Source organism: Streptomyces sp. CA-142005, from assembly GCF_050942335.1.
In the GTDB taxonomy this organism is placed as follows: domain Bacteria; phylum Actinomycetota; class Actinomycetes; order Streptomycetales; family Streptomycetaceae; genus Streptomyces.
In genome coordinates this window covers 9,382,809-9,406,524 of the sequence record NZ_CP192078.1, presented here as the reverse complement: position 1 = coordinate 9,406,524, position 23,716 = coordinate 9,382,809, and the positions used below count along the sequence as shown (strand labels likewise).

25 protein-coding genes and 2 pseudogenes are annotated in these 23,716 nt (G+C 71.3%); 14 read left to right on the top strand and 13 right to left on the bottom strand.

Features of this window, described 5'->3' with window-relative positions; translation table 11 throughout:
* Window positions 1-43: 43 nt before the first annotated feature.
* From ACQPXS_RS43370 to ACQPXS_RS43355, 4 genes and pseudogenes are all read right to left on the bottom strand, one after another.
* On the bottom strand, window positions 44-580 hold the full coding sequence (locus tag ACQPXS_RS43370) for an AAA family ATPase (protein WP_433454971.1): 537 nt from the start codon (window positions 578-580) through the stop codon (window positions 44-46).
* 37 nt (window positions 581-617) lie between these two features.
* Window positions 618-1,289 carry a hypothetical protein gene (locus ACQPXS_RS43365; RefSeq protein WP_433454970.1) on the bottom strand — a complete coding sequence of 224 codons (672 nt, stop codon included), beginning with the start codon at window positions 1,287-1,289 and terminating at the stop codon, window positions 618-620.
* Window positions 1,290-1,328: 39 nt separating this feature from the next.
* Window positions 1,329-2,168: an LLM class F420-dependent oxidoreductase gene (locus ACQPXS_RS43360; RefSeq protein WP_433454969.1), complete on the bottom strand. Its 840-nt coding sequence runs from the start codon at window positions 2,166-2,168 to the stop codon at window positions 1,329-1,331.
* Between the two features lie 36 nt (window positions 2,169-2,204).
* Window positions 2,205-2,866 (bottom strand): annotated as a pseudogene (locus ACQPXS_RS43355) (IS5 family transposase); the annotation flags it as partial.
* Between ACQPXS_RS43355 and ACQPXS_RS43350 the strand changes: the two are divergent.
* Window positions 2,849-3,163, top strand: a pseudogene (locus tag ACQPXS_RS43350) (zinc-binding dehydrogenase); the annotation flags it as partial. The pseudogenes ACQPXS_RS43355 and ACQPXS_RS43350 sit on opposite strands and share 18 nt — an antisense overlap.
* 523 nt (window positions 3,164-3,686) lie before the next feature.
* Here ACQPXS_RS43350 and ACQPXS_RS43345 read toward each other — a convergent pair.
* The gene (locus ACQPXS_RS43345) at window positions 3,687-4,463 is read right to left on the bottom strand and encodes an alpha/beta fold hydrolase (protein ID WP_433454968.1); all 777 of its coding nucleotides are present in this window, start codon (window positions 4,461-4,463) and stop codon (window positions 3,687-3,689) included.
* 114 nt (window positions 4,464-4,577) lie between these two features.
* Between ACQPXS_RS43345 and ACQPXS_RS43340 the strand changes: the two genes are divergently transcribed.
* The gene (locus tag ACQPXS_RS43340) at window positions 4,578-5,405 is read left to right on the top strand and encodes a helix-turn-helix domain-containing protein (RefSeq protein WP_433454967.1); all 828 of its coding nucleotides are present in this window, start codon (window positions 4,578-4,580) and stop codon (window positions 5,403-5,405) included.
* A 45-nt stretch (window positions 5,406-5,450) separates the two neighbouring features.
* Here the strand turns inward: ACQPXS_RS43340 and ACQPXS_RS43335 are convergent, their stop codons facing one another.
* Entirely contained in the window at window positions 5,451-6,251 is an 801-nt protein-coding gene (locus ACQPXS_RS43335; protein WP_433454966.1) for a TioE family transcriptional regulator, read from the bottom strand.
* 102 nt (window positions 6,252-6,353) lie between these two features.
* On the opposite strand from ACQPXS_RS43335, the gene ACQPXS_RS43330 reads away from it, so the two are divergent.
* The 5 genes from ACQPXS_RS43330 to ACQPXS_RS43310 all read left to right on the top strand — a co-directional run bounded on the left by ACQPXS_RS43330 (window position 6,354) and on the right by ACQPXS_RS43310 (window position 11,006).
* Window positions 6,354-7,511 carry an erythromycin esterase family protein gene (locus ACQPXS_RS43330; RefSeq protein WP_433454965.1) on the top strand — a complete coding sequence of 386 codons (1,158 nt, stop codon included), beginning with the start codon at window positions 6,354-6,356 and terminating at the stop codon, window positions 7,509-7,511.
* Window positions 7,512-7,595: 84 nt separating this feature from the next.
* A complete protein-coding gene (locus tag ACQPXS_RS43325; protein WP_433454964.1) occupies window positions 7,596-7,994 on the top strand; it encodes an ACT domain-containing protein in 399 nt (132 codons plus the stop codon).
* Window positions 7,995-8,428: 434 nt separating this feature from the next.
* Entirely contained in the window at window positions 8,429-9,223 is a 795-nt protein-coding gene (locus tag ACQPXS_RS43320; protein ID WP_433454963.1) for a hypothetical protein, read from the top strand.
* A complete protein-coding gene (locus ACQPXS_RS43315) occupies window positions 9,220-9,906 on the top strand; it encodes an SAM-dependent methyltransferase (RefSeq protein WP_433454962.1) in 687 nt (228 codons plus the stop codon). Before ACQPXS_RS43320 ends, ACQPXS_RS43315 begins: the two co-directional genes overlap by 4 nt.
* Before the next feature lie 143 nt (window positions 9,907-10,049).
* Window positions 10,050-11,006, top strand: coding sequence for a MerR family transcriptional regulator (locus ACQPXS_RS43310; protein WP_433454961.1), 957 nt, complete (start codon window positions 10,050-10,052; stop codon window positions 11,004-11,006).
* A gap of 38 nt (window positions 11,007-11,044) precedes the next feature.
* Here ACQPXS_RS43310 and ACQPXS_RS43305 read toward each other — a convergent pair whose 3' ends face one another.
* Window positions 11,045-11,698 carry a DUF7003 family protein gene (locus ACQPXS_RS43305; RefSeq protein WP_433454960.1) on the bottom strand — a complete coding sequence of 218 codons (654 nt, stop codon included), beginning with the start codon at window positions 11,696-11,698 and terminating at the stop codon, window positions 11,045-11,047.
* A 165-nt stretch (window positions 11,699-11,863) separates the two neighbouring features.
* Between ACQPXS_RS43305 and ACQPXS_RS43300 the strand changes: the two genes are divergently transcribed.
* Window positions 11,864-12,847, top strand: coding sequence for an aldo/keto reductase (locus ACQPXS_RS43300; RefSeq protein WP_433454959.1), 984 nt, complete (start codon window positions 11,864-11,866; stop codon window positions 12,845-12,847).
* Window positions 12,848-12,879: 32 nt separating this feature from the next.
* Here ACQPXS_RS43300 and ACQPXS_RS43295 read toward each other — a convergent pair whose 3' ends face one another.
* Together ACQPXS_RS43295 and ACQPXS_RS43290 are read right to left on the bottom strand one after the other, a co-directional pair.
* On the bottom strand, window positions 12,880-13,368 hold the full coding sequence (locus tag ACQPXS_RS43295; RefSeq protein WP_433454958.1) for a GNAT family N-acetyltransferase: 489 nt from the start codon (window positions 13,366-13,368) through the stop codon (window positions 12,880-12,882).
* A 51-nt stretch (window positions 13,369-13,419) separates the two neighbouring features.
* Window positions 13,420-14,277, bottom strand: a complete 858-nt coding sequence (locus ACQPXS_RS43290) for an alpha/beta fold hydrolase (RefSeq protein ID WP_433454957.1) — start codon at window positions 14,275-14,277, stop codon at window positions 13,420-13,422.
* Window positions 14,278-14,520: 243 nt separating this feature from the next.
* Here ACQPXS_RS43290 and ACQPXS_RS43285 point away from each other — a divergent pair, with 243 nt between their 5' ends.
* A complete protein-coding gene (locus ACQPXS_RS43285) occupies window positions 14,521-15,183 on the top strand; it encodes a hypothetical protein (RefSeq protein WP_390679767.1) in 663 nt (220 codons plus the stop codon).
* A 138-nt stretch (window positions 15,184-15,321) separates the two neighbouring features.
* Here ACQPXS_RS43285 and ACQPXS_RS43280 read toward each other — a convergent pair whose 3' ends face one another.
* Window positions 15,322-16,278 (bottom strand): hypothetical protein, encoded by a 957-nt coding sequence (locus ACQPXS_RS43280; protein ID WP_433454956.1) that lies wholly within the window; start codon window positions 16,276-16,278, stop codon window positions 15,322-15,324.
* A 102-nt stretch (window positions 16,279-16,380) separates the two neighbouring features.
* On the opposite strand from ACQPXS_RS43280, the gene ACQPXS_RS43275 reads away from it, so the two are divergent.
* Complete coding sequence (locus tag ACQPXS_RS43275; RefSeq protein ID WP_433454955.1) at window positions 16,381-16,896, top strand: GNAT family N-acetyltransferase; 516 nt, start codon at window positions 16,381-16,383, stop codon at window positions 16,894-16,896.
* Between the two features lie 19 nt (window positions 16,897-16,915).
* Here ACQPXS_RS43275 and ACQPXS_RS43270 read toward each other — a convergent pair whose 3' ends face one another.
* On the bottom strand, window positions 16,916-18,103 hold the full coding sequence (locus ACQPXS_RS43270; RefSeq protein ID WP_433456211.1) for an MFS transporter: 1,188 nt from the start codon (window positions 18,101-18,103) through the stop codon (window positions 16,916-16,918).
* 56 nt (window positions 18,104-18,159) lie between these two features.
* On the opposite strand from ACQPXS_RS43270, the gene ACQPXS_RS43265 reads away from it, so the two are divergent.
* Window positions 18,160-18,756 carry a CGNR zinc finger domain-containing protein gene (locus ACQPXS_RS43265; protein ID WP_433454954.1) on the top strand — a complete coding sequence of 199 codons (597 nt, stop codon included), beginning with the start codon at window positions 18,160-18,162 and terminating at the stop codon, window positions 18,754-18,756.
* 195 nt (window positions 18,757-18,951) lie between these two features.
* Window positions 18,952-19,701, top strand: coding sequence for an SDR family oxidoreductase (locus ACQPXS_RS43260; protein WP_433454953.1), 750 nt, complete (start codon window positions 18,952-18,954; stop codon window positions 19,699-19,701).
* A gap of 61 nt (window positions 19,702-19,762) precedes the next feature.
* Here the strand turns inward: ACQPXS_RS43260 and ACQPXS_RS43255 are convergent, their stop codons facing one another.
* The gene (locus tag ACQPXS_RS43255; protein ID WP_433454952.1) at window positions 19,763-20,827 is read right to left on the bottom strand and encodes a YihY/virulence factor BrkB family protein; all 1,065 of its coding nucleotides are present in this window, start codon (window positions 20,825-20,827) and stop codon (window positions 19,763-19,765) included.
* Between the two features lie 133 nt (window positions 20,828-20,960).
* Between ACQPXS_RS43255 and ACQPXS_RS43250 the strand changes: the two genes are divergently transcribed.
* Window positions 20,961-21,353 (top strand): DUF2267 domain-containing protein, encoded by a 393-nt coding sequence (locus tag ACQPXS_RS43250; RefSeq protein WP_433454951.1) that lies wholly within the window; start codon window positions 20,961-20,963, stop codon window positions 21,351-21,353.
* A gap of 75 nt (window positions 21,354-21,428) precedes the next feature.
* Window positions 21,429-22,034: a YdeI/OmpD-associated family protein gene (locus tag ACQPXS_RS43245; RefSeq protein ID WP_433454950.1), complete on the top strand. Its 606-nt coding sequence runs from the start codon at window positions 21,429-21,431 to the stop codon at window positions 22,032-22,034.
* A 76-nt stretch (window positions 22,035-22,110) separates the two neighbouring features.
* Here the strand turns inward: ACQPXS_RS43245 and ACQPXS_RS43240 are convergent, their stop codons facing one another.
* Window positions 22,111-23,541 (bottom strand): phytoene desaturase family protein, encoded by a 1,431-nt coding sequence (locus ACQPXS_RS43240; protein ID WP_433454949.1) that lies wholly within the window; start codon window positions 23,539-23,541, stop codon window positions 22,111-22,113.
* Window positions 23,542-23,716 lie beyond the last annotated feature (175 nt).

The following is a 23,716-nucleotide window of genomic DNA, read 5'->3' as shown; positions in this document are numbered from 1 at the left end:
TTTCCCACCGGCAGGAACTCGAACTCGGGGAACAGGGACGGAGTCAGAAGTCCCGGGGCGGAAGGGCGGCCAGCCCGGTGTCGTGCATGATGCGCTCGACCGTCTCCGGCAGGGAACTGTCGGAGCCGATGACCGTCTCCACTCCCCCGGGCAGCAGGTCGCCCTGCCGGTACCAGTCCCGCAGGTCGGCCTCGCTCACGTGGCCGGCGATCGGCTTGGTCGCGTGGCGGGCGAGGGTCTCGTCGAAGGGTACGTCGAGGTAGTAGCCGTGGGTCGGCCCCCGGTGGTCGGCGCGCAACCGGGCGAGCATGTCGCCGTAGCGGTCGGCGTAGAGAATGCCCTCGACGACCACGTGGTAGCCGGCGTCCAGGGCATAGCGGGCGACGGTGTCGATCAGGCCGATGTTCGCCGCTCCCGGCCGGTCCCGTTCACGCAGCACGATCCGGCGGAGGTTGTCCTGTGACACCAGGGCCAGCCCACGGCCGAACCGGTCGCGGATGCCCGCCGCGACGGACGACTTGCCCGAGGCGCTGTTGCCGCGCAGCACCACCAGCCGGGTCTGTTCGCTACCGACTCCCATCTGCCGCAGGGTACCGGCGGCGCCGTCCGGGCCCGGGTCACCAGTCGACGTGTGCGGTGATCCATCCGGCCAGGCCGTCCTCGTCGCCCGCCGGGGGCAGGTCCGGACCGCAGACGAGTGGCGTGCAGGACAGTTGCAGATGGGTGAGGTAGCCGTACGGGCCGTTGTCGGCCGACGGTCCGAGGACGAGGGCGTGGGTGGGAGTGCGCCAGATGCGATGTGTCAGCGCGGGCCCGGTGACCACGGTGGCGGATGACACGATCGTCCGTCGAGCGGCGGCGCCCAGGCACTCGGTCACCGCCTGCGCCGCCTGGGTGAGCACGCTCTCGCAGTCCTGGTCCGTGCACGGTTCTCGGGTACTCCAGCCGGGCAGCTGCCGCCAGCCGTCCATGTAGCCGGACAGCCACGCGTCGTTGCTCCGGGACTCGTCGTCCGGGTCGACGGGGTACATCTCGCCGAAGACGAGGAAGTAGCGTGCGTCGGGACTTCCGAACGGACTGATGCCGTCACAGCACAACACATGCTCGCCAGCGGTGCGGAAGGAGTCGTTGACCAGTTCTTGCTCCCAGTGCCAGCCGCGGCGCCGTATCTCCTCGTCGACGGCCTCGACGTCGTCAGGGACGTGCGGCACGAAGGGCAGGGCGACGAACTCGGCAACGTCCTCCACGGTCAGGGGTCGGTGCGCGAGGGCATGTACGGGTATCGCCATGTGGATCACTCCAGAATCAGGGCCGGCCGAGGCGCCGGGTCAGGACAGCTTGGCCAGCTCGACAGCCAGAGGCTCCAGTACGTGTGGTGAGTAGGGCAACGGGAGGTAGACGATGGCGAGTTCGGCGCCCTCGGCGGCGAACTCGGCCGCGCTCGCGGCGGCTTCGGCCGGATCGTCGGTGAAGCGGACCTGGGCCGAGAGGCGGATCTCCGCGGGGTCGCGTCCGATGCGGCCACAGTGCTCGAACAGCACCTCGCGTGCCCTGCGGAACTGCGCCGGGGTCCCGGTGTCGAAGTTCCAGTGCTGGGCGAACCTCGCCACCGTCCGCAGTGTGCGCTTCTCCCCGCTGCCACCGATACACAGCGGCGGATGAGGGCGCTGCACGGGTTTGGGGTTGCAGCGTGCGTCCGACAGCTCGTAGTAGGCGCCCTTGAAGGTGGTGGTCGGCTCGGGGCCCAGGAGACCGGTGAGCACCTCGCAGGCCTCCTCGAAGCGGTCGCTGCGCTGTCGCGGGGTGCCCAGTTCGATGCCGTACGCGCGGGACTCCTCCTCGTTCCACCCCGTTCCGATGCCGAGTTCCAGCCGCCCGTGGGAGATGACATCGAGGGTGGCGGCCATGTTGGCGAGGATCGCCGGGTGGCGGTAGTGGATCCCGGTCACCAGGGTGCCCAGCCGTAGCCTGCGGGTGGCCTGGGCAAGTGCCGCCAGGGTGATCCAGCCCTCCAGGCGAGGGGTGGCCGGGCTGGTGCCGTGCATGGCCTGGAAGTGATCGGAGGTCCATCCGGACTCGAAGATCTCGATCTCGTCCGCCACGCGCCATACGTCCAGCACGGCCTCCCACGACGTGCCCTGCGGCGAGGTCTTGAAAGCGAAGCGCATCGTCTCAACTTAGAGGTCGCACGGATAGGTGTGCGGTCATGGTCGGCGATTCGGGCGTTCGTCCCAGCGGTGAGTGGTCCATGCACGCCGGATCAGGCTACGCACGGTGATGATCGTGTCGGCGAGGTCGAAGAAGGCGTGGATGACGGTGGTACGCCGCTCGTAGCAGCGGGCGAGCCGCTGGAAAGCGTTCTGCCATGCGTGGGTGCGCTCGACGTGCCACCGCCGGCTCGTCTGGATCGGCGCCTTCTCGCCCTTGTGCGCGATGCGGCCGTGCAGACGGCGTTCGTGGAGCAGCGCGCGGGTCCTGTCCGAGTCGTAGCCGGCGTCCAGGTGCACGGTGACGTCCTCGGGCAGCGGGCCCAGGCCGTTCAGGCGGTCCAGAGTCGGGGGGGGAGCAGCGGGGAGTCGTGGCGGCTGGCGCCGGACAGGACACGACCCAGGGGAATGCCGCATCCGTCCGTCATGCCCGAGCGTTTCAGGCCCTGTTTGCCGCGGTCGACCGGGGAGCGCCCGGCCACCTCGCCGCCTCCGGGAGCCTTGGTGACGGAGCCGTCGACTGCGATCCGGTCGAGGACGAGACCGGCGATCCGGTCGTAGGAGTCCAGCGCGATCTGCTTGAGCCGGGCGAAGACGCCCTGTCGTATCCACTCGTCGCGGCGGCCGCGGATCGTGGTGGCCGAGTGCGGCAGCTCGGCCGTGTCGACGCGGCCCTCGATCTGGCCGGCGCGGGCCTGATCCACGAACTCGTCGATCTGACCGGGAACCCCCAGAAGGTGATCTCCATCGCCGACCTCGGTGCGCCGGAGCTCGGTGTCCGATTCTCCGGCGTGGCCGGGAGCATGCCAGACGCGCTCGCCGTGGCCGCCGACCTCATCTCGCGGGGAAAGCTCCACATCCCGGTCGAGAAGTCGTACACGCTCGCCGAGGCCGCGGCGGCGCACATCGACAGCAAAGCAGGCCACACGCGCGGGCGCCGGGTCATAGTCGCCTGAAGCCGGCTGGGCAATTCGGGCTGAAGTTCCTCCGAAATCGGCAACCCGTCGCGTGGCGGCCCTTGTCGTGGTAGCCAAGGTCCTCGGCGATGGCCGGGGCCAGGCTTGGAGACGAGGTGGCGGATCGATGAGGTGCGGGCTCGCCGGGAGGAACGCCGACGCAGGCACCTGCAGGGAGCCCTGGATGGCGGTGGGTGTCCGCCACCCTGAGATGACGGATGACCACGGCCTCCGTGACGCTCAGGCTGGCAACGCCGTCTGTGTACATATCCGCGTACCTGGCTGAGCGCATTCGCGTGTACGCCGACACACGGCATTGCTCCGCCTATCCGCGTGGCCTCCAAGCATCGCCCTTACGCGCCGTGCAGTAAGGGCCACTGAGCCCCAGGCCGCTGAGACCTTCCATGTCCTGCACTTGCGCTGAAGGCTTCACCGTCCAGACCGGCCAGCACCTCGGGGTCGCGCTCGCCGCGGGCCATGGCCTGAAGCATGTCCAGGGCGGAAGCACCGGCGATGTCGCGGTTCAGGCCGCTGGTGCGAAGGCCGTGATGGCCGCGACAAGGTCGGCCGGGGCTTCCAGCGGGATCAGGTGACCGGTGTGCGGGACCACCACGAAGTCGGCCTGGGAGAGGTAGGGCACCAGGTTGTCGCGGAGCACGTCGACGGGTTCGACCTGATCGTTCTCTCCGGCCACGACGAGGGCGGGAACGCTGACCATGCGGGTGTGCTCGGTGATGTCCTGGGCGATGCCGCGCAGCGGCCACTCGGTGCGGGCGGCGTCGGTGACGGTCCGTGAATCGGTCACGATCTGCGCCTTGACCGATGCGGGCAGCTCGGTGGCGGTGAGGATGTGGTCCCGCGCCCCGGTTACGGAATCGGCGGAGTCGTAAGCGTGCGACAGGGCTTCCTGGTACTCGGGGGTGATCTGTGCGGCGGGCTTCGCCGGGCCGGAGCCGACGAGGACGATGCCACGCAGGCCGACGGGCCGGGTGGCCGCGACCAGCTGTGCGACCTTGCCCCCCATCGAATGCCCCACCAGGACGTAGTCGGTGACCCCCGCGTCGGCGAGCACGGCGAGCGTGTCGTCGGCGAGCTGACCGAGCGTGTAGGGGCCGGGCAGAGCGCTCGACCGGCTCCACCCGCGGAAGTCGACCGTGAGCACGTCACGGCCCGCGAGGCGGTCGACGACGAGGTCCCAGGTACGGGCGGAACCACCCCAGTAGTGCAGGAACACCAGGGTCGGTCCGGTCCCCGGCCGGTGGTCGTAAACGGGCAGAAGCGTCTGCTGCGTCATGCTCATGGTGGCTCTTCTTCCAGTCGGTGTTCTGAGCGATTGCCCCGTGAGTTCATGGAAACTTCTGCACCCGGACGGGGCATCGGCGTGACTGGTCGCCCGATGGTGAAAACTGGACACGTGACCGTGATTCGGCAGATGACCTACCAGCCCGCAGGGCGCCGCGCCGCCGCGGTCGAGACCATGACGTTCGACCGCCTTCGCGAGCTGAACGACGGCGGCACCCAGCGCGCCGACTTCCACGTCCTCGCCGTCATCGACGCCGGACACGGCTCGGTCACGGTGGACTTCCTCCACCACCCGCTCACGGAGCGGTCCGCGGTGTGGATTCCACCCGGAGCGGTGCACCGGTGGGACGACATCGGCGATGTGGCGGGGCACCTCGTATTGTTCGTGCCGACAGCGCCGGTCACCCACGCCACCCGGCAGCTCGTCGCCTCCCCGGACCTGGCCGCGCACTGGAGCATCCCCGACGCCGACTGGCTGTTCGTCGACACCGCGCGCAACCATCTCCTCCTCGAAGCATCCGCCCCACCCGAGGACTTCTCCACGGAGCTGCCCGACATCCTGCTTTCCGCGCTCATCGCCCGGCTGCGGCCCCCGCACGCCGAAGCACGGTTCACACATCCGGTGTTCCGGTTGTTCCGCTCCAGCGTCGAGACGCACTTCCGTAACCACCACGACGCCAGCTACTACGCCCGTGCTCTGGGATACGCCCCCCGCACCCTCTCACGAGCGGTGCAGCAGGCCACAGGCCGCACCGCGAAGGCATACATCGTCGACCGGATCATCCTGGAAGCCAAACGGCTCCTCGCGCACGACCGCCTCACCGCAGCCCGCTGCGCCGCCACGCTCGGCTTCCCCGACGCATCCAACTTCTCGGTGTTCTTCTACAAGGCGACAGGCATGCGCCCGGGCGCATGGAAGGCGACGGTAGCCGTCGAGTGAGGCGGTGCACTCAAGAAAGGCACTCACATCCATAATCACGGAGTGTCACAACCCGTGATCGCCGGAACTCCGTACTCGCCTCGCTGCATCGGCGCCACCGCGCCTATCTGCGCCACCTCTTGGCCCAGGCGTACGGCCGTCGAGGTGAGTCAGGTAGGCGGTGAGACGCGTGGCCGCGTGCAGCATGGCGAGGCCCTGTGCGGTGAGTCTGTCCTGCCAGGCCTCCAGGGAGGAGGCGAGTGCGTCCGTGCCGCCTGCGGTGCGGATCTGGTGGACCACGGTGGCGATGTGGTCGAGCGGATGGCCCCCGCGTCGCAGGAGGTGGGCGAGCTCGGCGTCGCGGATGTCGTCGGCTTGGAAGACGCGGTATCCGGTGGCCGGGTCCCGGGTGGGGGCGAGGATGCCGGCGTCCTCCCAGTTGCGCAGGGTCGCCGGTGTGACGCCGAGATGGTGCGCGAGTTCACCGACCGTGCGGGTGCCGGGATCCCGGGTGGGAGCCGGAGTGGCCTCGGACTCCGCTGTCAGGTGGGACATCGCGGTGCGTACCGCGGCGAGGGTGTCCCGGTCGCGGAGCAGCTGACTGTGGCCGCGGTCGATGATCGTCAGTGCCTCGTCGAGTGCGTCCCGGTGGAGGGCGTTCATGATCTGCCCGCCGGCCGCGTAGCCGTACGCCGGGACGAGCGCGAGGTAGGCGCGCAGCGCCGCCGCGTGCGCCTCGGTGTAGATCCGGTAGCCGCTGGGGGTGCGCTCGGCGGGCGGGATGAAACCGTGCCGTTCGTAGTTGCGCACGGCCTGGGTCGAGATGCCGTGCTCGCGCGCGAGGTCGGTCGGTCGCAGGGTGCTCACCGGTTGAGACTTTACCGCAGGCCCTCACCGCCGCTGCGGGCTGTCTGACCGTCGAAGCTCGCCGAAGTCTCAACCGATCTTTCAAGGATACGATTGAGGCTCATGAGTCAGGACATCCGAGACTTCGTCACCCCGTCATGCCACCTCTTGGCGCTGGGTGAGCCCACACACCAGGAACCGGCCTTCGGGCGGATCCGCAACGAACTCTTCGCCCAGCTGGCCGCCCACGGCTTCCGGTCGATCGCGCTCGAGACCGACCGCGTCGCGGCGCTCGCCGTGAACGACTATGTCCAGGGGGGAAGCGGAGACCTCGACACACTCATGCGCGAAGGCTTCTCCCACGGGTTCGGAGAGCAGGACGCCAACAGGCGGCTGGTCGGCTGGATGCGCGACTACAACCGGCACCGGCCACCGGCGGAACGCCTGGCCTTCCACGGCTTCGACGCGCCGTTGGAGAACACCTGCGCGCCCAGCCCCCGGACCTATCTGGAACACGCCCGCGACTACCTGCGACTCGACCTCGACATCGCCGGCCTCACCGGTGACGACGCACGGTGGAGCCGGCCGGAGGCCGTCCTGGACGCCGCCATGTCACCCGGCGCCACGGCCGAGGCCGAGCGGCTGCGGTCGATCGCGGACGACATGCTCACCACGCTCCACGCACGCGCCCCGGAACTGATCGCGGCCTCCTCCCGCGACGAGTGGTTCAGGGCCAGGACCCATCTCACCGCCGGCCTCGGCCTGCTGCGCTACCACAGGCAGTCGGCACGGCCCCTGGAACCGAGCCCCCGGATCGCCGGGCTGCTCGCCACCCGGGACGCGCTCATGGCCCAGAACCTCCTGGACATCCGGAGCACCGAGGAAGAGCGGGGCGCGACCCTGGTGTTCGCGCACAACCTCCATCTGCAGCGGAATCTCAGCATCTGGCAGCTGGAGGACCGGGGTGCCGAGTGGTTCTGCGCCGGCGCCATCGTGGCGTCGCTGGTGGGCGAACGGTACGTCTGTGTCGCCGGCAGCCTGGGTCGCAGCGAGACCCTCGGGCTCGAGGAGCCCGCGCCCGACACCTACGAGGGCCTCCTGCAGAGCCGTGTCCCCGCCTGGGGCCTGGAGGCGGCCTCCACTCCCCCGTCCGCCGCCACGCGGACGGACACACACCCCCGGCAGGGCTACTTCCCCCTCGACCGGGCGACGCTCGACGCGGTGGACGCGGTCCTGCACATCGCCGACGGCACGACCGCCGGCACACCGGCAGCCATCTGACCGCGACCGGGATGCGGTGGCGACGCCATGACCGGCGCCGCCCGCCTCCGGGCCGAGCGGCCGGTCGGACCGTAGGGTGGGGCTGTGACCGGCGAGACTGATCTGCAGACACTGCTCAGCGGCATGCGTCCGGAGCTGAATCCGGGTCGCTATGTCTACACCATGGCCGAGGGCGGCGTGCCGTCCGGTGTCACCCCGGTGGTGACGGTGGCCGAACAGGAGGGCCTGACCCTCGTGGTGCCGCAGGCCGAGGCGGACGCGGCGGGGATGGCGTACGACTTTGTGGCCGGGTGGATCACCCTGCGGGTCCACTCCGCGCTGGCCGCGGTCGGGCTGACGGCCGCCGTCTCCCGTGCCCTCGCCGACGCGGAGCTGAGCTGCAACGTCGTCGCGGGCTTCCACCACGACCACCTCTTCGTGCCCTACGACCGCGCCGAGGAGGCCGTCGACGTCCTGCGCCGCCTGGCCAGCGACTCCTCCTGACCCGTCGAGGCCGACTTCGACGCAGCCCGAGCCGGGGCGGCCACGCCTGCGGCGCTCCCTGCGCTGCGGTCGGCAGAGCGCACACCATGCAGCCGGTGGGCGAGCAGCCGTGCCTTCAGCGCCGCCGCGCCGGGCAGTCGGGCGTGGCGGTCGACGGCGTCGGCCACCGCCGGCACGCCCTGCCGCGCCGTGGCACAGGGCCAGGGCGTCGGCCGGGCGGTCGCCGAAGAGGGAAGGCTCTCGTCGTCGTGTGCGGCGAGTGTGGTGCCGTGCCGGCCCACACGGCCGCCTTCCGGCCGCCTCCCGGTCGCCAAGCGCGTCCGCCGCGTCCCACAGAGCCCGGCACAACACCCCGTGTGTCCCGTAGCACCAGGCCTGGCGGGCTCGCGACGCACCCCTATGCGTAGGCCGTGGTGCGGAGCATCGTGTAGCGAATGAGCCGCATCAGCCACTCGGTGATCGTCGCGCCCGTGCCCCGTGCCTGGTTCGAGCAGGCAGTCGTCGTGCTCCTCGACGTCGTGCGCGGCACCCGCGCCGAGGAGGGCCAGGTGCTGCTGCCCGACGGGCGGGCGATACCCGGTGTGCGGCTGGTGAAGGGCGACCATCTCGCGCCGGGCGCGGTGTACGAGGCCGAGGCCGAGGACGGGCGGCACCAGGAAACGGAGCGGCTGCGGATCGTCGAACGGCGGTCGGGAAACGATCCGGCGGTACGGCTGGAACACGTCCTCGGGGACGAGGACACGGTCACGGTCGTGGAGGGCGCGCTCCACACCGTCTCGCGCCCTGTCTCCGTCGAACTGCGCGGGTCCGTACGGGTCCTTGGCCGCTGGGCGTCTCTGCGGCGGGCGAGCGGCGACGCCCGTGTCGATCTGCGGGCGTGGTGGGAGGCGGCCGCGGGACGGCGATACTCCGGCACGCCGTTCGAGGCGCACCTGGAGCACCGACTCGGCGTGGCCACGCTGTGGGCGGTGCCCCGGCCGTACGGTGACGGCCGCTGGGAGGTGCGGCTCGTCCTGTCGCTCGGTGGCCGCTCGCTCCTGCGCCCCGTCGCAGCGCTCGCCCTGCCGCTGTTCCGGGGCCGGCTCCGCGAGGCGTTCACCGACACGGCGGACAGGACCGCCGCGGTGTGGAACGAGATCGTGCCGGAAACGGTGTCCCAGGACCGGATCCGACTGCGCGCCCGCATCCTGGACGCGGCCGCCTCACCACCGGAGGAGACCCGCCTGTGACGGCACACCCGGCAGACGAACAGGCCTGGACCGTCTACGGCCGACGGCAGCTCGATTTCGGCTGGTCACCACAGGTACCGGAGCGTATCGACTGGGGCTTCTGGCCGGGCGTGGGCCCGGGGGCCGAAGTCCTCGGGGACATCCGCGGCAAGCGGGTGCTCGACATCGGTTCCGGCCCCGGGCACCACGCGGTCCACCTGGTCCGCGCGTACGGTGCCCGCGTCGACGGCGTCGACCTGTCCCCCACCCAGCACCGACGGGCACTCGACGACCACGGCGCCGAACCGGGTGTCCGCTTCGTGTGCGAGGACGTCGTCGAGCATCTGCGGCACACGGAGCCGTACGAGGTGGCGTACGCGCTCCGCAGCTTCGCCTGCATCGACCCCGGTCACCTGCTGCCGGCGCTCAGGGACGGACTCCTCGCCGGCGCACCGCACGTCTTCTCGGCCCTGCACACCGACGCCGACGGCCGGGGGCCGTCCACGGTGGTGGCACCGCGCCGGGAGTACATCCGGCTGCGCGACGAGGAGCCGATCCCTACGCGGATGTGGGTGTTGTCCCCGCAGCTGTGGGAGAGCCTGCTGGCTGCTCACGGATTCAGGGCGGAATCAGTCGAACTCCTCACCGCCCCGGCCCCGGACGACCCCGTGAAGGTCCAACTGGTGCGGGCCCGGCGGAGGTAGGCGCACCGTCTGGGTCACGCGGTCGTCAGTCTCGCGGCATGTTCGGCGAGCCGCCAGGTGCCCGTCGGACGCCGAACCCCGCCCCGGAACACCTTGACCTTGCCGCTGGGGGCAGGGTTTAGCGTGTGAGCGAGGTGAGCGGCATGAGGATCAGTGAGCTTGCGCGGCAGGCCGGTACGACGACCAAGGCGGTGCGGTACTACGAGTCGCTGGGGCTGATCACACCTGAGCGCCTGCCCAACGGCTACCGGGACTACGGCGAGGACGACGTTCGCCTCGTGCGGGAGATCAGGACGCTCCACCGGCTCGGTATCCCTGTCGAGCGCACCCGGCCCTTCCTCGAGTGCCTGGCGGCCGGACGCGCGCACGCGGACGACTGTCCCGCCTCCCTCGCGAGCTACCGCGAGGCCATCGACGACCTCACCGGGCGCATCGAGTCCCTGACCGCCCGCCGCGCGACGCTGATCGCCAACCTGAACGCGGCCGCCCACCGGGGAAGCGGCGTCGTACCGGCCGAGGGCAGGGCAACCGGAGACACGGACTATCTGACACTGCCCGCGGACCTGCCCGTCCCCGATGACGACGGCGCGGCGGACCACCTTCCGGGCATGAAGGTGCCGGGCCTCGCCCTCCTCGACACGGCGGGCCGAACGGTCCGACTGGACACGCTCGGCCCACGGCGCACGGTCGTCTACGTCTATCCCCTCACCGGCCGCCCCGGCACCGACCTGCCGGAAGGCTGGAACTCGATTCCCGGAGCCCGTGGCTGCACACCCGAGTCATGCGGCTTCCGCGACCACTTCCACGACCTGCTCGAAGCCGGCGCGGGCCGCGTCTACGGGCTGTCCAGCCAGGACACCGACTACCAGAGCGAGGTCGTGGAGCGTCTGGGACTGCCCTTCGACATGCTCTCCGACCCCGCCTTCGGCCTCGCCGACACGCTCGGTCTGCCCACGTTCGAGGTAGAGGGGCTGCGGCTGTTCAGGCGCCTGACGCTCGTCCTGCGGGCCGGTGTCGTCGAGCAGGTCTTCTATCCGGTCTTCCCACCGAACGAGCACGCCCAGCAGGTGCTGACCTGGCTGCGCGGGAACCCGCTGTAGACACCGGGCCGATCCGCTGAGGGGGTACGGCGGCCGGACTACAGCGTGCCCGCGTCGGGCCAGTGGGACCAGTGGGTGTTCGCCGGGAGCGTGGGCCGGTAGCGGTCCGGATCGCCGGAGGACAGCACCTCGGCGATCAGCCGGACGGTCTCATGGCCGCTCGGCATGACGTCCCCGAGGTGTTCCGGCTGGTTCCACTCGTCCAGGCACAGCAGCACCGGCAGGTCGGAAGGGACGGCGGACCCGAGTTCCGCCGCGTCCGCGAGCAGCAGTTCCCTGTGCGCGGGCACCAGGCCGCGGAACACGTCCTCCAACGGCGCGCCGGCGTCGGCGTCGACCGTCAGCGGCGTGCCCCGGACGACCACCGGGACTTCCCCCGCGTAGACCTCGTCGCCGTCGGGATCGATGTCGTCCATGTTGTCCACCCGGTCGAGGAAGTCCCCGAAACCGGGCTTGTCGCGGGTCAGGCAGTTGCCGAAGCAGTGCAGGACATCGGTGAGGTTCCCGGCGCGCGGGTTGTAGCCCAGCAACTCGGCGACCATCGCCCAGCGCGTGCCGTCGCCGACCAGATGGATCCGCGTGTCGACGGGGTAGTAGTAGCCGTTCTGCAGATCGGGGAACTCGGCCGTGTCCGCACAGAGGTCGAACTGCTCGAGGATCGACGCGGTCGTCGGTGCTGTCGGTGTGGTCACGGGCATCAGGCTACGGTCCTCGGCGGCGGGAGCTCGCGAGGGCCCATGCCGTTCTCGTGCGCGGCCTCGTGCCGGTGTCGGGCCGGAAAACGGCTGGAATGCCGGGTCCGGCGGAGCGACACTCTGTAGGTCGTGCGTGGCTGCCGTGCAGGGAGGACCGAGCGGATGAGGACGACCCGGCTGGGGCGCAGCGCGGTGGAGGTCACGGAACTGGGCTTCGGCGGCGGCCCCCTCGGCGGCCTCTTCGCCCCGCTCGACGACGACACCGCGGCCAACACGCTGGCGGCGGCCTGGAGTTGCGGGATCTGCTACTTCGACACGTCGCCGCACTACGGCATCGGGCACTCCGAGCGCCGGATCGGCGAGTTCCTCAAGGGCATGCCCCGGGACGGCTTCACCCTCTCGACCAAGGTGGGGCGGCTCCTCGTGGAGCAGGATCCGGCCGGGCGCCGGGACGAGCCCTTCCACGTGCCCGCCACACACCGCCGCGTGTGGGACTTCTCCCGCGACGGTGTCCTGCGCAGTGTCGATGACTCCCTCGCGCGGATGGGCGTGGACCGCGTCGATCTGCTGTTCCTGCACGACGCGGAGGAGCATTTCGAGGACGCGCTGCGCGAGGGGTACCCGGCGCTGGCCGAGCTGCGTGCGCAGGGCGTGGTGGGCGCCGTCGGGGCGGGCATGTACCACCCCGGCATGCTGACCTGGCTGGTCGAGGAGACCGACGTCGACGTGGTGATGCTGTCCGGCCGTTACACGCTGCTGGACCACAGCGCGCTCGACGACCTGCTCCCGGCCTGCTCCGCACGCGGGGTGTCCGTCCTCGCCGCCTCCATCTTCAACTCCGGTCTGCTCGCCACGCCCCGTCCCGCCGAGGGAGCGTCCTTCGACTACGCCCCCGCCGCACCGGACGTCCTCCGGCGCGCCCGGGAGATCGCGGCCGTGTGCGAGGCACATGGTGTGACTCTCCCCCAGGCGGCGATGGCGTTCCCGCTGCTGCATCCGGCGGTCGCCGGCATCGTGGTCGGGATGCGCTCGCCCCAGGAGGTGCGGGACGACATCGCCGCGTTCCAGGCACACGTCCCGGATCAGGTGTGGGCCGACCTGGTCGCGGCCGGCCTCCTCGACGAGCGGGCCCCGGTGCACGCCTGAGCACCGGGTGACGCGTCGTTCGCCTGCGGCGGTTACTGCTCTTCGTCCGCGCTCACGACACGGTGTGCGGGCACATGCGCGGACACCGGCTCGCGGACCATGAACACATCCACCGGGTCCTCGGTCTCGACACCGAACCCGTGTCGCTCATAGAGCCGTTGCGCCCGGCTGCCGCGGAGCACGTTCAGCCGGACCCGGGTGCCGTCGTGGTCGCACCGCTCCAGCAGCACGCACAGCACGGCCGCTCCGATGCCCCTGCCCTGCAGGCTCGGGTCCAGGTAGAAGTGCTCCAGCCAGCGAGCGTCGTCCGCCGGCCGCAACGCCACGCATCCGGCCAGGACGCCGCCCACCTCGATCACCCAGGTGTGGTCGGGTGCGAACCCGTCCCGCAGCCGCTGCCGCACCCGGTGCTCGTCGTACCGCCCGAGCCGCTCCAGGTCGGCTCTGAGCACCACGGCCCGCAGCTCGGCCACCGCCTCGACGTCCGCCGCCGATGCGGGACGCATCTTCCAGTCCGCCATGATCGGGATGCTAGTGCCGCGGGAATCCCACGGCTTCGCCGACCGGCTGTTTCACGGACCCTGTGTGGCCGCTTCTCGCAGGAACGCGGCGGTGGTCGCCACGAACCGGTCCGCGTCGTCCAGCCAGGGGAAGTGTCCCGCTCCGGGCTGTACGACCAGTTCCGCCTTCGGGAAGAGCGCGGCGAACTCGGCCATCGCGGGCGGAGGAGCACCCGGGTCCACCTCACCCGCGAGCAGCAGCACCGGTGCCGCGAAGCGGGCGAGCGCGGCGCGGGTGGCATCGGGATCGAACGCGCCCTCGGCGCCGAACGCGGCCACCACGTCCCGGTTCAGCTGTGCGTCCTCCGCGGCCTTGTGCGCCTGGGCGACCGCGTCCCAACGGCCGTAGGAGAACGGCGCGATGGCCCGGAAGTTCTCGACCGTGGCCGCGCCCGCCCCGATCGCCTGCAGGGCCGCGAACGCCTCCGGGAACCACGGCTCGTCCTGGCGGGGCCGTACCGTGTCACGCCGGAGCTGATCGGTGATGGTCAGGCCGACGGACCGCACGCTCGGTGTGATGAGCGCGAGCCCGCCGATGCGTTCGGGGTGTCGAGCGAGGTACTGCAGGGCCAGATTGGCTCCGGCGCTGTGTGCGAGGAGGTCCATACGTTCCAGGCCCAGGTGCCGGCGCAGGGCTTCCACGTCGTCGACGAGCCGGTCGCAGCGGCATGCCGCGAGGTCCTGGGGCACAGCCGACCGCCCGGTGCCCCGCAGGTCCAGCCTGATCAGCTTCCGGTGTGCGGACAGTCCGCCCAGGTCGCCCAGGTACGATGACTGCTGCGGTCCACCCGGCAGGCACACCACGGGTACACCGTCCCCGGAGACGTGGTAGGCGAGTTCGGCACCGTCGTACGCGATGAAGGATCCCATCGCGGCATTCTGCCGGGACCGCGCCTCTTCCCGCATCCCGACCGCGCTCGGCAGGACACATGGGAGGGACGGCGGATGGGCAAAACGGCACACTGCCGGGCGACGCAAAGGGTTCACTCAGTAGAAACCCGCCCGTCCATCCGTATCATCCATGTGTCGGGGGACCCGCAGGACAACTCCCGCTCCCCTCCTGCCGCAACCGCAGGCGCCGGAGCGCACCAGAGTTCACGATAGGAGCCACAGATGCCTGAGCCCACCGCCCCCGTCACCGAGTTGACCTCGCAGTACGTCAGCCAGGTGACCAATGACCTCGAGCACAACGTCAAGGAACAGGAACGCATTACCGCCGAAATCGCGGCTCTCCAGGAGCAGTTGGCGGCCCTGCAGCATGACCAGACCATTCTGGTGAACATGCGGCAGGCGCTCGGCGTCGCGACCTCGCTGAGCACACCCGCCCCGGCCGAGGGCGCCGTGGTGCCCGCGCCGCGCAAGAACTCCACCACCGCGTCCGACACGCGCCGCGCGCCGAAGAAGGCGGCCCAGGAGCAGTCCGGGCGCAAGAAGCAGCAGCCCGCCAAGAAGCCCGCGGCGCCGAAGCCCTCGGCGAAGTCCTCGGCGAAGAAGGCGACCGGCCCGTCCGCCCAGCCCACCCTCGTCGAACTGGTCCGCCGCCATCTCGCCGAGCAGCAGGAGCCCCGCTCCGCTGCGGAGGTCACCGAAGCGCTCGACAAGGCACATCCCGACCGGGAGATCCAGACCAAGGTCATCCGCACCACCCTGGAGAACCTGGTGGCTCGCAACAACGCCCAGCGCACCAAGCAGGGCTCGTCCGTCTTCTACACCCTCGCCACCGCGTCCGGGTCGGCTGCGAACGCGGAGGAGTCCCGGCCTGACGCGGCCGAATGAGCCGTGGCCGCATCGCCCCGTCCTGCATCGACAAGTGTCAGCGGGTTCCGGACGGGGCGATCCAGCACATCCGGCCTCCCTGTGACCACTGGCTGGAGTGCGCTGAACCGACGATCAGTCAGAAGTCGCTTGCGCTGCTCACAGACCGGCCGTGGCCTTCTGCCGTGTCTGGTCGAACTCGGTCACCGGATCGCCACCGGTGTGCCAGGGCCACGCGGTGACGACACCACCGATCTGCTCGAAGACGGCACGCGCCTCGGTGCGCCGGTCCGCGGCGACCAGTGCGTAGGCGAGGAGGTTGAGGTCGGCGAGCGCCTTGGCGTGGCGGAGAAACCCGGGCTGGATCCAGGTGTGCGCCGCGCGGTCGAGTGCCTGCGCGGCCATGTGCTGGGACCAGTGGTTCCGTGCGACCAGCGCCTCCAGCCCGCCGCGGGAGAGGATGGCGTGGTACTGGTTGATCTGAGCGGTGAGTTCGGTCGCCACGCACGGCGCGTTGGCGGGCATACGGGCGCGCAGGGTGTCCACGAACTCCAGGACCTGGATGCGCGACCCGGCCTCGTCGGGGCTGAGGTAGGCCAGCATGTTCAGATAGGCCTCGCGGTTCCAGCGATCGCGGGCGAGGACCTCGTTCCACGCCCCGAAGACCTGCGACTGCTCCCGGCGTTGCAGGCGTGCCACGGCGAGGAGGGCCACCCATGGGGTGGGGTCTTCCGGGGCGAGTTCCGCTGCGCGCAGACAGGCGTCGACGGCAGTTGCGGCATCTTCCAGCACCCCCTGGGCGCGGGCCTGCGCGACCTGGGTCCAGGCCTGCAGGACGAGTGCGTTCGCATTGCGGGGCTCGCGGGTGCTCCAGGCTCGTGGCAGATGCGATCCGACGAGGTATCCCGCCAGGACGTCCAGCCGATGGGTCCGGCGGTCCCAGTCGTCGGGGTCCTGCTCCAGGAGACGGGACATCTGCGCCACACACAGCTCGGTGGTCGCGATGGTGCCGGTCCTGGTGGTCGCCACAAGTGACTTCAGCAGCTTGCCCAGGTCCTCGTCATCGAGCTCGGGAGCCAGGCGGACCCTTCTGCGGCGACTGGAAAGAAATGCCATGTCGGGAGGCTAGGGCGGATCGCCGGGCGCGCAAGGCCTGGGCCGAGATCGTTATGGTTTACACGTACAACTTGCTTATACAACTTGCCTATATTGCCGTCCATGCCCGAGATACAGCTGCTGCGCCCGGCTCATGCTCCCGCGTTGTTCGCCTTCGAGCAGGAGAACCGGGCCTACTTCGCCGCGTCGATCCCTGACCGGGGCGACGACTACTTCGCCCGGTTCGACGAACGGCTCCGTGCGTTGCTCGACGAGCAGGAGGCCGGAATCTGCTACTTCCATGTTCTGGTGGACGCCGAAGGCGAGGTGCTGGGCCGGATGAATCTCGTGGACGTCGCGGACGGCGCCGCCGACCTCGGGTACCGGATCGCACAGCGTGCCGCGGGCCGGGGGCTCGCCACCTGGGGCGTGCGGGAGATCTGCGGCCTCGCCGCCAACCGCTACGGGCTGACGGCGCTCCGTGCCGCGACGACCCTCGACAACGCGGCGTCGCGGGCGGTACTGGCCCGTTCGGGCTTCGCCGTCGTCGGCGAGACCCGGCTCTCCGGTCGCCCCGGCCTGTCGTATCTGCGCAGTCTTGCGGATTTCATGGCTGCGCCGGGCGCAACGGCCCTCTAGTCGCCGCGCGCGAACGGGATCACCCCGGTCGCCGCACCGAGTCCTCGCAGGCTTCGCCTGTGTGCAGTGGTACGGCGAAGAAGGCCGGCGCCGCGCAGCCCGCCATGCCCGCTGCCGTCGCCAGTGTGCCGGGAAGGGACCAGGTCGCCAGCGGGCCGGCGAGCGCCGCGCCCGCTGCGAAAGCGGTGATCTTCAGGCTGGCCCCGGTGGTGAAGATCTGGCCGCGCAGACGGTCCGGAGCCTCCCGATGGCGTACCGCGAAGAGGGCGGTGAGCTGCGGCCCTTCACCGATCCCGGCCAGCAGCAGGGCCGGCACGAGCGCGGCCGGGCGGCCCGTCGCCGCCAGGGCGAACGCGCCGGCCTGGATCAGGGCGCCGGCCCAGATGATCGAGTCGGGGGCGACGCGCTGCGGGAACCGTGCCAGTACGGCGTTCGCCACCAGGGCCGAGGCGGCCGCACAGGACAGCAGCAGCGCGCCGCGCCCCGCTCCGCCGAGCGCACGTTCCCCCAGCAACGGCAGGCAGGCCGTCAGCATGCCCTGCGCGGCACAGCACACGACCGAGGCCAGGGTCGCCCGGGCCAGCCGAGGCTTCGTCACGATGACCCGCGTTCCGGCGGCGAGGTCACCGATCAGCGCACCGGGCCGTCCTTCCCGCACCCGCGTGGAACGCGCCGGCAGGGTCCACGCCGCCGGCGCCGCCGCACCGATGAGCGCGGCCGACACCACGACGGCCGTCGACGCCCCCAGCACCTCGGCCAGGCCGCCGGCGAGGACCGGACCGGACAGGCTCGCCACGCCGAAGGTCATGGCGTCGAGCGCGTTGGCCCGTGGCAGCCGGTCCCCTGCCACCACCCTCGGCAGCTGCCCCGTCCAGCCGCCCGACAGCGCCGGCCCCAGCAGCCCGGTCAGGACGGCGATCAGCACGGTGACGGGGAACGGCAGCCGGCCGAGCACCACGAGGATCACCGCGAGGCCGGTCGCGTACAGGCCGAGCGCGGCGGCCAGCAGCCGTCCCGGCCGCCGTTGCCGGTCGAGCACCGCGCCGAGCACGGGGCCGCCTGCCGCCGCCGCGACCGTGATGCCCGCGAGCAGCGCCGACGCTTCGGAGGCCGAGCCGGTAAGGACGTATCCCGCCAGCATCAGCGCCGGTCCCGACATCTCGTCCCCGACACGGGCCGCCGTCGCCCCCGCGGCATAGCGGGCCATCACGTAACGCCTTATCACGCTCATCACGTTACGTAGGTAACTCAAAACTCCGCAATATGCGTTACAGTGCGCTGGTGTCCCCCAGCAACGACGGCGTCGACGACTGGTCCACCCGGCACTCCGTGCTGGCCATGACCCGCCGCACCGCCGCTCTCGTCAACACCCTCGCCGAGGACCGCCCCGACCCGGACCAGGTGGCGGAGGTGCTGCTCGCCCACGGGGAGGAGGGCCCCGTCGGCCTCACCCCCGGGGATGTCGCGCAGATGCGCGAGGCCGCGGGCCGGCTGCGCGAGGTCTTCGCAGCCGAACACGCCGACGAGGCCGCCGCCGTCCTCAACCGCCTGCTGGGAGAACACACCGGGCCGCTCCGTCTCACCTCACACGGTGGCGCCACGCCCTGGCATCCCCACCTCGACCGCGACGACGACGCTCCCTGGGGTGAGTGGTTCCTCGCCTCGTCCTGCCTGGCGCTGACCGTTCTGGTCTGGGACCGCCAGCTCCCGCCCGGCAGGATCTGCGCGTCGGCCGCCTGCCGGAACGTCTTCGTCACCCAGGGCCCCGGCCCCGAACGCCGCTACTGCTCCCGGCGCTGCGCCACCCGCGAGCGGGTCGCCGCCCACCGGCGCACCCGCTCCACGCAACCGCCCGGATGACCGCACCGCTCAGGCGCACGGCTCCCGTTCCGCACGCCAGCGCGTCTGCCGGATCCCGTTGCACCCGGTGACCCCAGACGCGCTATCCGACGTCGTCACGCCGGTGGAAGGCCGTCGGGAGGTCGTCTTCCGGGACATCAGGTCGAGGTCCGTTCGCCGCCAGCGTTCCTCATCTCTCGCCGGTGAGATGGAGGCATGACTTCACAGGCAACCCTTGACGGCAGGAAGGCCCTGGTCACCGGCGGCAGCCGGGGCATCGGTGCGGCGGCGGCACTGCGACTGGCGCGACAGGGCGCGGATGTGGCCGTGACCTATGTGCACGCGAAGGAGGCGGCGGAGGACGTGGTGCGGGCCGTCGAGGCCGTGGGGCGGCGGGCGGTGGCCCTGCGCGCCGACGCCGCGGACGCGGAGGAGGCGGCGGGCGCGGTGGGCCGTGCGGCCGAGGCGCTCGGCGGCCTGGACATCCTCGTGAACAACGCGGGCGTCGGGCTGATGCAGCCGCTGGAGACCCTGACGCTCGCCGATGTGGACCGCCTGATCGCCGTGAACATCCGGGGGATGTTCCTGGCCGCCCAGGCCGCTGCTGCGCTCATGGCGCCGGGCGGCCGGATCATCACCGTCGGCAGCTGTGTCACCCACCGCACGCCGGGCCCCGGCGCCACCCTGTACGCGATGAGCAAGTCGGCCGTCATCGGGCTGACGAAGGCGCTGGCCCGCGAGCTGGGCGGGCGCGGGATCACGGCGAACGTCGTGCATCCGGGCCCGACCGACACCGAGATGAACCCCGCGGACGGCCCCTTCGCGTCCGGCCAGGCGGCCATGACCGCCCTCGGCCGCTTCGGCACGGCCGAGGAGGTGGCGTCCGCGGTGTCCTATCTGGCGGGGCCGGATGCGGCGTACGTGACGGGAGCGGAGCTCTCGGTGGACGGCGGGTACGCGGCGTGAGCGAGCGGGGCGCACCGCGTCCCGGACCCGGTGCGCCCCGCCCCGAACCGCCCGACCTGGGTCAGGTCCCGTTCAGTCGGCGTACCTCGTCCGCGTCCCACTTCCTGGTGTCACGCGGCTGGGTGTAGGGCTCGGCACCGGGCGGATGTCCGCCGGCGATGGCCCGCTGACGCACGGTCTCCGCGTCGAATTCCAGCCCGAGCAGGATCGCCAGATTGCTGATCCACAGCCAGACCAGGAAGACGATCACGCCGGCCATGGTGCCGTAGGTCTTGTTGTAGGAGCCGAAGTTGGCGACGTAGAAGGCGAACCCGGCGGAGGCGACCAGCCAGATCGACAGGGCGAGGACGCTGCCCGGGGTGATCCACCTGAAACCCTTGACCCTGGCGTTCGGTGTCGCCCAGTACAGGATCGCGATCATCACGGTGACCAGCAGCACCAGCACCGGCCACTTCCCGATCGACCACACCGTCAGGGCCGTGTCGCCGACACCCAGCGCCTGACCCGCGTGCCGGGCGAGGCTGCCGGTGAAGACGACGATCAGCGCGCCGGCGACGGCGAGCACCATCAGGACGACGGTGACGCCGATCCGCACCGGAAGGATCTTCCACACCGGGCGGCCCTCCGGCATGTCGTAGACGGCGTTGGCGGCGCGGATGAAGGCGGCCACGTACCCGGAAGCCGACCACACCGCCAGGACGATGCCCGCGACGGCCATGACCGAGCCGATGCCCGCCTGGTTCTGCAGCTGCTCCACGGCCCTGGTGAGGATGTCCCGGGCGGAGCCGGGCGCGAGGTGCCTGAGGTTGGCCAGCACCTTGTCGGTGACCGACCTGCCCGCGATGCCCAGCAGGGACACCAGTACCAGCAGCGCCGGGAACAGGGCGAGGACCCCGTAGTAGGTGAGGGCGGCGGCCCGGTCGGTCAGCTCGTCGTCCTGGAACTCCCGCAGGGAGCCCTTCAGCACCGCGACCCAGGCCCGCCTGGGCAGCTGCGCCGGTGTGTCGGGCGCGGCCCGCTCGACCTGCCGGTCGGGCCCGGCGTCCTCCGGCGCGGGAACCCGCGGCCCCGGAGCGTCGTCGACGCCGTGGCGGTGATCGTGTCCGGGAAGGTGCAGTTTCGGCATACCGGGCGGGTAACCCGGGCCCGCGGTCTCAAGCGGGCGTGCCCGTCGATTCGGCCGTGCATCCCCCGACGGGCCGGGTACTGGGACCGGGACCGGACACAGCGGTGAGACGGCATCGAAGCGGAGGTGACCGATGAGGTACGACGAGTTCCTCGCCCGTGTACGCGAGCGCGGCGAGTACGCCAGCCAGGACGAAGCGGCGCAGGTCACGGAGGCCGTGCTGAGTGTGCTGGCGGAGCGGATCAGCCCCGGGGAGGTCGACGACCTCGCCTCCCAGCTGCCCGGACCGCTGGGCCCCGGCCTGGCCGACGCGAAGCAGCCCCGGCCGGAGCGGTTCGGGGTCGAGGAGTTCCACCGCCGGGTCGCCGAGCGGATCGGAGGCAGGCCGCGCACGGCCCAGTGGGACGCCGGCGCGGTCCTGACCACGGTCGCCGACAGCGTAAGCGGCGGAGAGCTGAACCAGGTCTTCAGCCAACTCCCGTCGAGCTACGCCGCCCTGTTCGGCAGGACGGACCTGGCGGACTGAGCCCGGCACCCCGCGTCGGTGTCGCGGCGTGGCGCCTGATTGACGGTGTCACCAGGGTGCGTTTTGATGTGGCGCATGCCGGATGCAGCGCGGACGGGCGGAGCACAGGAGGAGGCCGATCCGGTCCTGGCCTTCGCCACGCAGGAGGCGTGGGAGAAGTGGCTGGAGGAACATCACGCCGACGTGCGGGGCATCTGGCTGAAGATCCCGAAGACAGGCTCCGGACTGGACGGCGTCGGCTACGCGGAGGCGCTGGAGTCGGCACTCTGCTTCGGCTGGATCGACGGGCAGAAGAAGAAGCTGGACGAGCAGCACTGGCTGCAGCGCTTCACCCCTCGGCGGCCGGGCGGCAAGTGGTCGAAGGTGAACCGGCAGAAGGCGACCGAACTCATCGAGCGGGGCCGGATGCGGCCTGCCGGTCTGCGTGAGGTGGACAAGGCCAAGGCGGACGGCCGCTGGGAGGCCGCGTACGAGGGCCAGCGCACGGCGACGGTACCCGAGGACCTCCGGGCGGCCTTGGAGGCCTCTCCGCAGGCGCGGGACTTCTTCGCGACGCTGGACAGCCGTAACCGGTACGCGATCCTCTACCGCGTCCAGGACGCGAAGAAGCCGCAGACCCGGGCGGCGCGCATCGAGAAGTTCGTCGCCATGCTCGCCGCGCAGCAGAAGCTCCATCCCTGACCTCCGAGATCGAGCACCGCACCCGCGATCCGCGCTTCGCCCCGCTCGCCACCCTCCGCTTCCGCCAGAGGTGGTGTCAGTGGACAGCGGCCCGGACCCCCAGGTGGCGCACTGCGGCCGCCACGGCTCCGGCGCCGCACATGCCGTGCGCGCCGGGACCGGGCGGGGTCGCCGCCGAGCACAGGAACACACCCGGCAGACCGGTCGAGTACGGCTCGATGGTCGGGCGGGGACCCAGGAGGAGCTCGGGAGTCGTCCTGGCGCCGGTCATGATGTCGCCGCCGGCGAAGTTGGGATTGGCGGCGGCGAACCGGGCGGGTGAGGTGGCCCGGCGGCCCACGATGCGGTCGCGGACACCGGGGGCGAACCGCTCCAGCCGGCGGAGTATCGCCTCGGTCGCGTCCTGGTCGTAGCCGTACGGGACATGGGCGTAGGCGTAGACGGGGTGGACGCCGCCCACCGAACGGGAGGGATCCGCCAGGTACTGCTGGCCGACCAGCACGAAGGGGCGTTCCGGCATGTGGCCGGCCACCACGGCCCGCTCCGCGTCGGCCACCTCGGCGAGCGGGCCGCCGAGGTGCACGGTGCCGGACCGGCGGGCGTGCTCGTTCGTCCAGGGCACGCCGCCTTCGACGGCCAGGTCGAGCTTGAACACGGCGGGCGCACGCCGGAACCGGCGGTACGCACCGCGCACGCGGGCCGGGATCCGGTCGCCGTAGAGCTCGACGACCTGGCCGGGATCGAGGTCGAGGAGGGTCACGTCGGCGGGCGGCAGCTGCCGGTGGTCGGTGACCCGCACACCGGTGTGGACGGTGCCTCCGTGGAAGCGCAGCACGCGTTCCACGCTGCGGGTGATGGACTGTGAGCCGCCCTCGGCCACGGCCCAGCCGGCGGCGTGGCCGGCGGTGAGGATGCCGAGCCCGATGGCCGAGGTGAACGGGTGCGACAGCGGGCGGAAGGCGTGCGCCGCGACGCCCGCCCACAGGGCTCGCGCCTGCGGGGTGGTGAAAAGGCGGGCCAGGAAGGAGGCGGGAAGGGCCGTCGGCAGACCGAAGCGGGCGAGCAGCAACGGGTGCGCGGGGATGCGCAGGAGGGGGCCCATCACATCGCGTGCCAGGGTGTCCCAGTGCCGTACGGGGGTGGTGAGGAGTGCGCGGTACCGGTCGCCGTCCGGACCGAGCATGCGGGCGGTATCCGGCACGGAGCGCAGCAGGACCCCGGCACTTCCGTCGTCCAGCGGGTGCACGCAGTCGATGTCGGGCAACAGCCAGCGCAGCCCGTGCCGTTCGAGGTCCAGCGCACGCAGCGCCGGGGAGCCGACGGCCATCGGATGGATGGCCGAGCAGTGGTCGTGCACGAGCCCCGGCAGGATGGCCTCGTGGCTGCGGACGCCTCCGCCGACCTCGTCCGCCGCTTCCAGGAGCGTGACCTGAAGTCCCGCCTTGGCGAGGAGGGCCGCGGCGGCGAGGCCGTTGGGCCCGCCGCCGACCACCACGGCCGAGGTCATCTGGTGCACCTCGGCGTGATCGCGGCCGTGGGGGCGGGCGGCGGTGACGTCGTCAGCCTCATGCCTCCGAGTCTGGCATCAGTTTCATGCGTCCGAGGGTCGTCAGCACTGGGGCCGCTTGCCGTGATTGGCGCGATGGTTGCGCCGCGTCTTCTTCTTACGGCGTCGCTTCGAG

What these genes read in the sequence shown, in the direction of transcription:
- ACQPXS_RS43260 (WP_433454953.1), top strand. Translation starts at nt 18,952, where the DNA reads ATGACTTCACAGGCAACCCTTGACGGCAGGAAGGCCCTGGTCACCGGC.
- ACQPXS_RS43370 (WP_433454971.1), bottom strand. Translation starts at nt 580, where the DNA reads ATGGGAGTCGGTAGCGAACAGACCCGGCTGGTGGTGCTGCGCGGCAAC.
- ACQPXS_RS43250 (WP_433454951.1), top strand. Translation starts at nt 20,961, where the DNA reads ATGAGGTACGACGAGTTCCTCGCCCGTGTACGCGAGCGCGGCGAGTAC.
- ACQPXS_RS43365 (WP_433454970.1), bottom strand. Translation starts at nt 1,289, where the DNA reads ATGGCGATACCCGTACATGCCCTCGCGCACCGACCCCTGACCGTGGAG.
- ACQPXS_RS43295 (WP_433454958.1), bottom strand. Translation starts at nt 13,368, where the DNA reads ATGGCGGACTGGAAGATGCGTCCCGCATCGGCGGCGGACGTCGAGGCG.
- ACQPXS_RS43270 (WP_433456211.1), bottom strand. Translation starts at nt 18,103, where the DNA reads ATGGCCCGCTATGCCGCGGGGGCGACGGCGGCCCGTGTCGGGGACGAG.
- ACQPXS_RS43345 (WP_433454968.1), bottom strand. Translation starts at nt 4,463, where the DNA reads ATGAGCATGACGCAGCAGACGCTTCTGCCCGTTTACGACCACCGGCCG.
- ACQPXS_RS43360 (WP_433454969.1), bottom strand. Translation starts at nt 2,168, where the DNA reads ATGCGCTTCGCTTTCAAGACCTCGCCGCAGGGCACGTCGTGGGAGGCC.
- ACQPXS_RS43275 (WP_433454955.1), top strand. Translation starts at nt 16,381, where the DNA reads ATGCCCGAGATACAGCTGCTGCGCCCGGCTCATGCTCCCGCGTTGTTC.
- ACQPXS_RS43300 (WP_433454959.1), top strand. Translation starts at nt 11,864, where the DNA reads ATGAGGACGACCCGGCTGGGGCGCAGCGCGGTGGAGGTCACGGAACTG.
- ACQPXS_RS43240 (WP_433454949.1), bottom strand. Translation starts at nt 23,541, where the DNA reads ATGACCTCGGCCGTGGTGGTCGGCGGCGGGCCCAACGGCCTCGCCGCC.
- ACQPXS_RS43285 (WP_390679767.1), top strand. Translation starts at nt 14,521, where the DNA reads ATGCCTGAGCCCACCGCCCCCGTCACCGAGTTGACCTCGCAGTACGTC.
- ACQPXS_RS43310 (WP_433454961.1), top strand. Translation starts at nt 10,050, where the DNA reads ATGAGGATCAGTGAGCTTGCGCGGCAGGCCGGTACGACGACCAAGGCG.
- ACQPXS_RS43320 (WP_433454963.1), top strand. Translation starts at nt 8,429, where the DNA reads ATGAGCCGCATCAGCCACTCGGTGATCGTCGCGCCCGTGCCCCGTGCC.
- ACQPXS_RS43330 (WP_433454965.1), top strand. Translation starts at nt 6,354, where the DNA reads ATGAGTCAGGACATCCGAGACTTCGTCACCCCGTCATGCCACCTCTTG.
- ACQPXS_RS43245 (WP_433454950.1), top strand. Translation starts at nt 21,429, where the DNA reads ATGCCGGATGCAGCGCGGACGGGCGGAGCACAGGAGGAGGCCGATCCG.
- ACQPXS_RS43280 (WP_433454956.1), bottom strand. Translation starts at nt 16,278, where the DNA reads ATGGCATTTCTTTCCAGTCGCCGCAGAAGGGTCCGCCTGGCTCCCGAG.
- ACQPXS_RS43255 (WP_433454952.1), bottom strand. Translation starts at nt 20,827, where the DNA reads ATGCCGAAACTGCACCTTCCCGGACACGATCACCGCCACGGCGTCGAC.
- ACQPXS_RS43265 (WP_433454954.1), top strand. Translation starts at nt 18,160, where the DNA reads ATGCGTTACAGTGCGCTGGTGTCCCCCAGCAACGACGGCGTCGACGAC.
- ACQPXS_RS43290 (WP_433454957.1), bottom strand. Translation starts at nt 14,277, where the DNA reads ATGGGATCCTTCATCGCGTACGACGGTGCCGAACTCGCCTACCACGTC.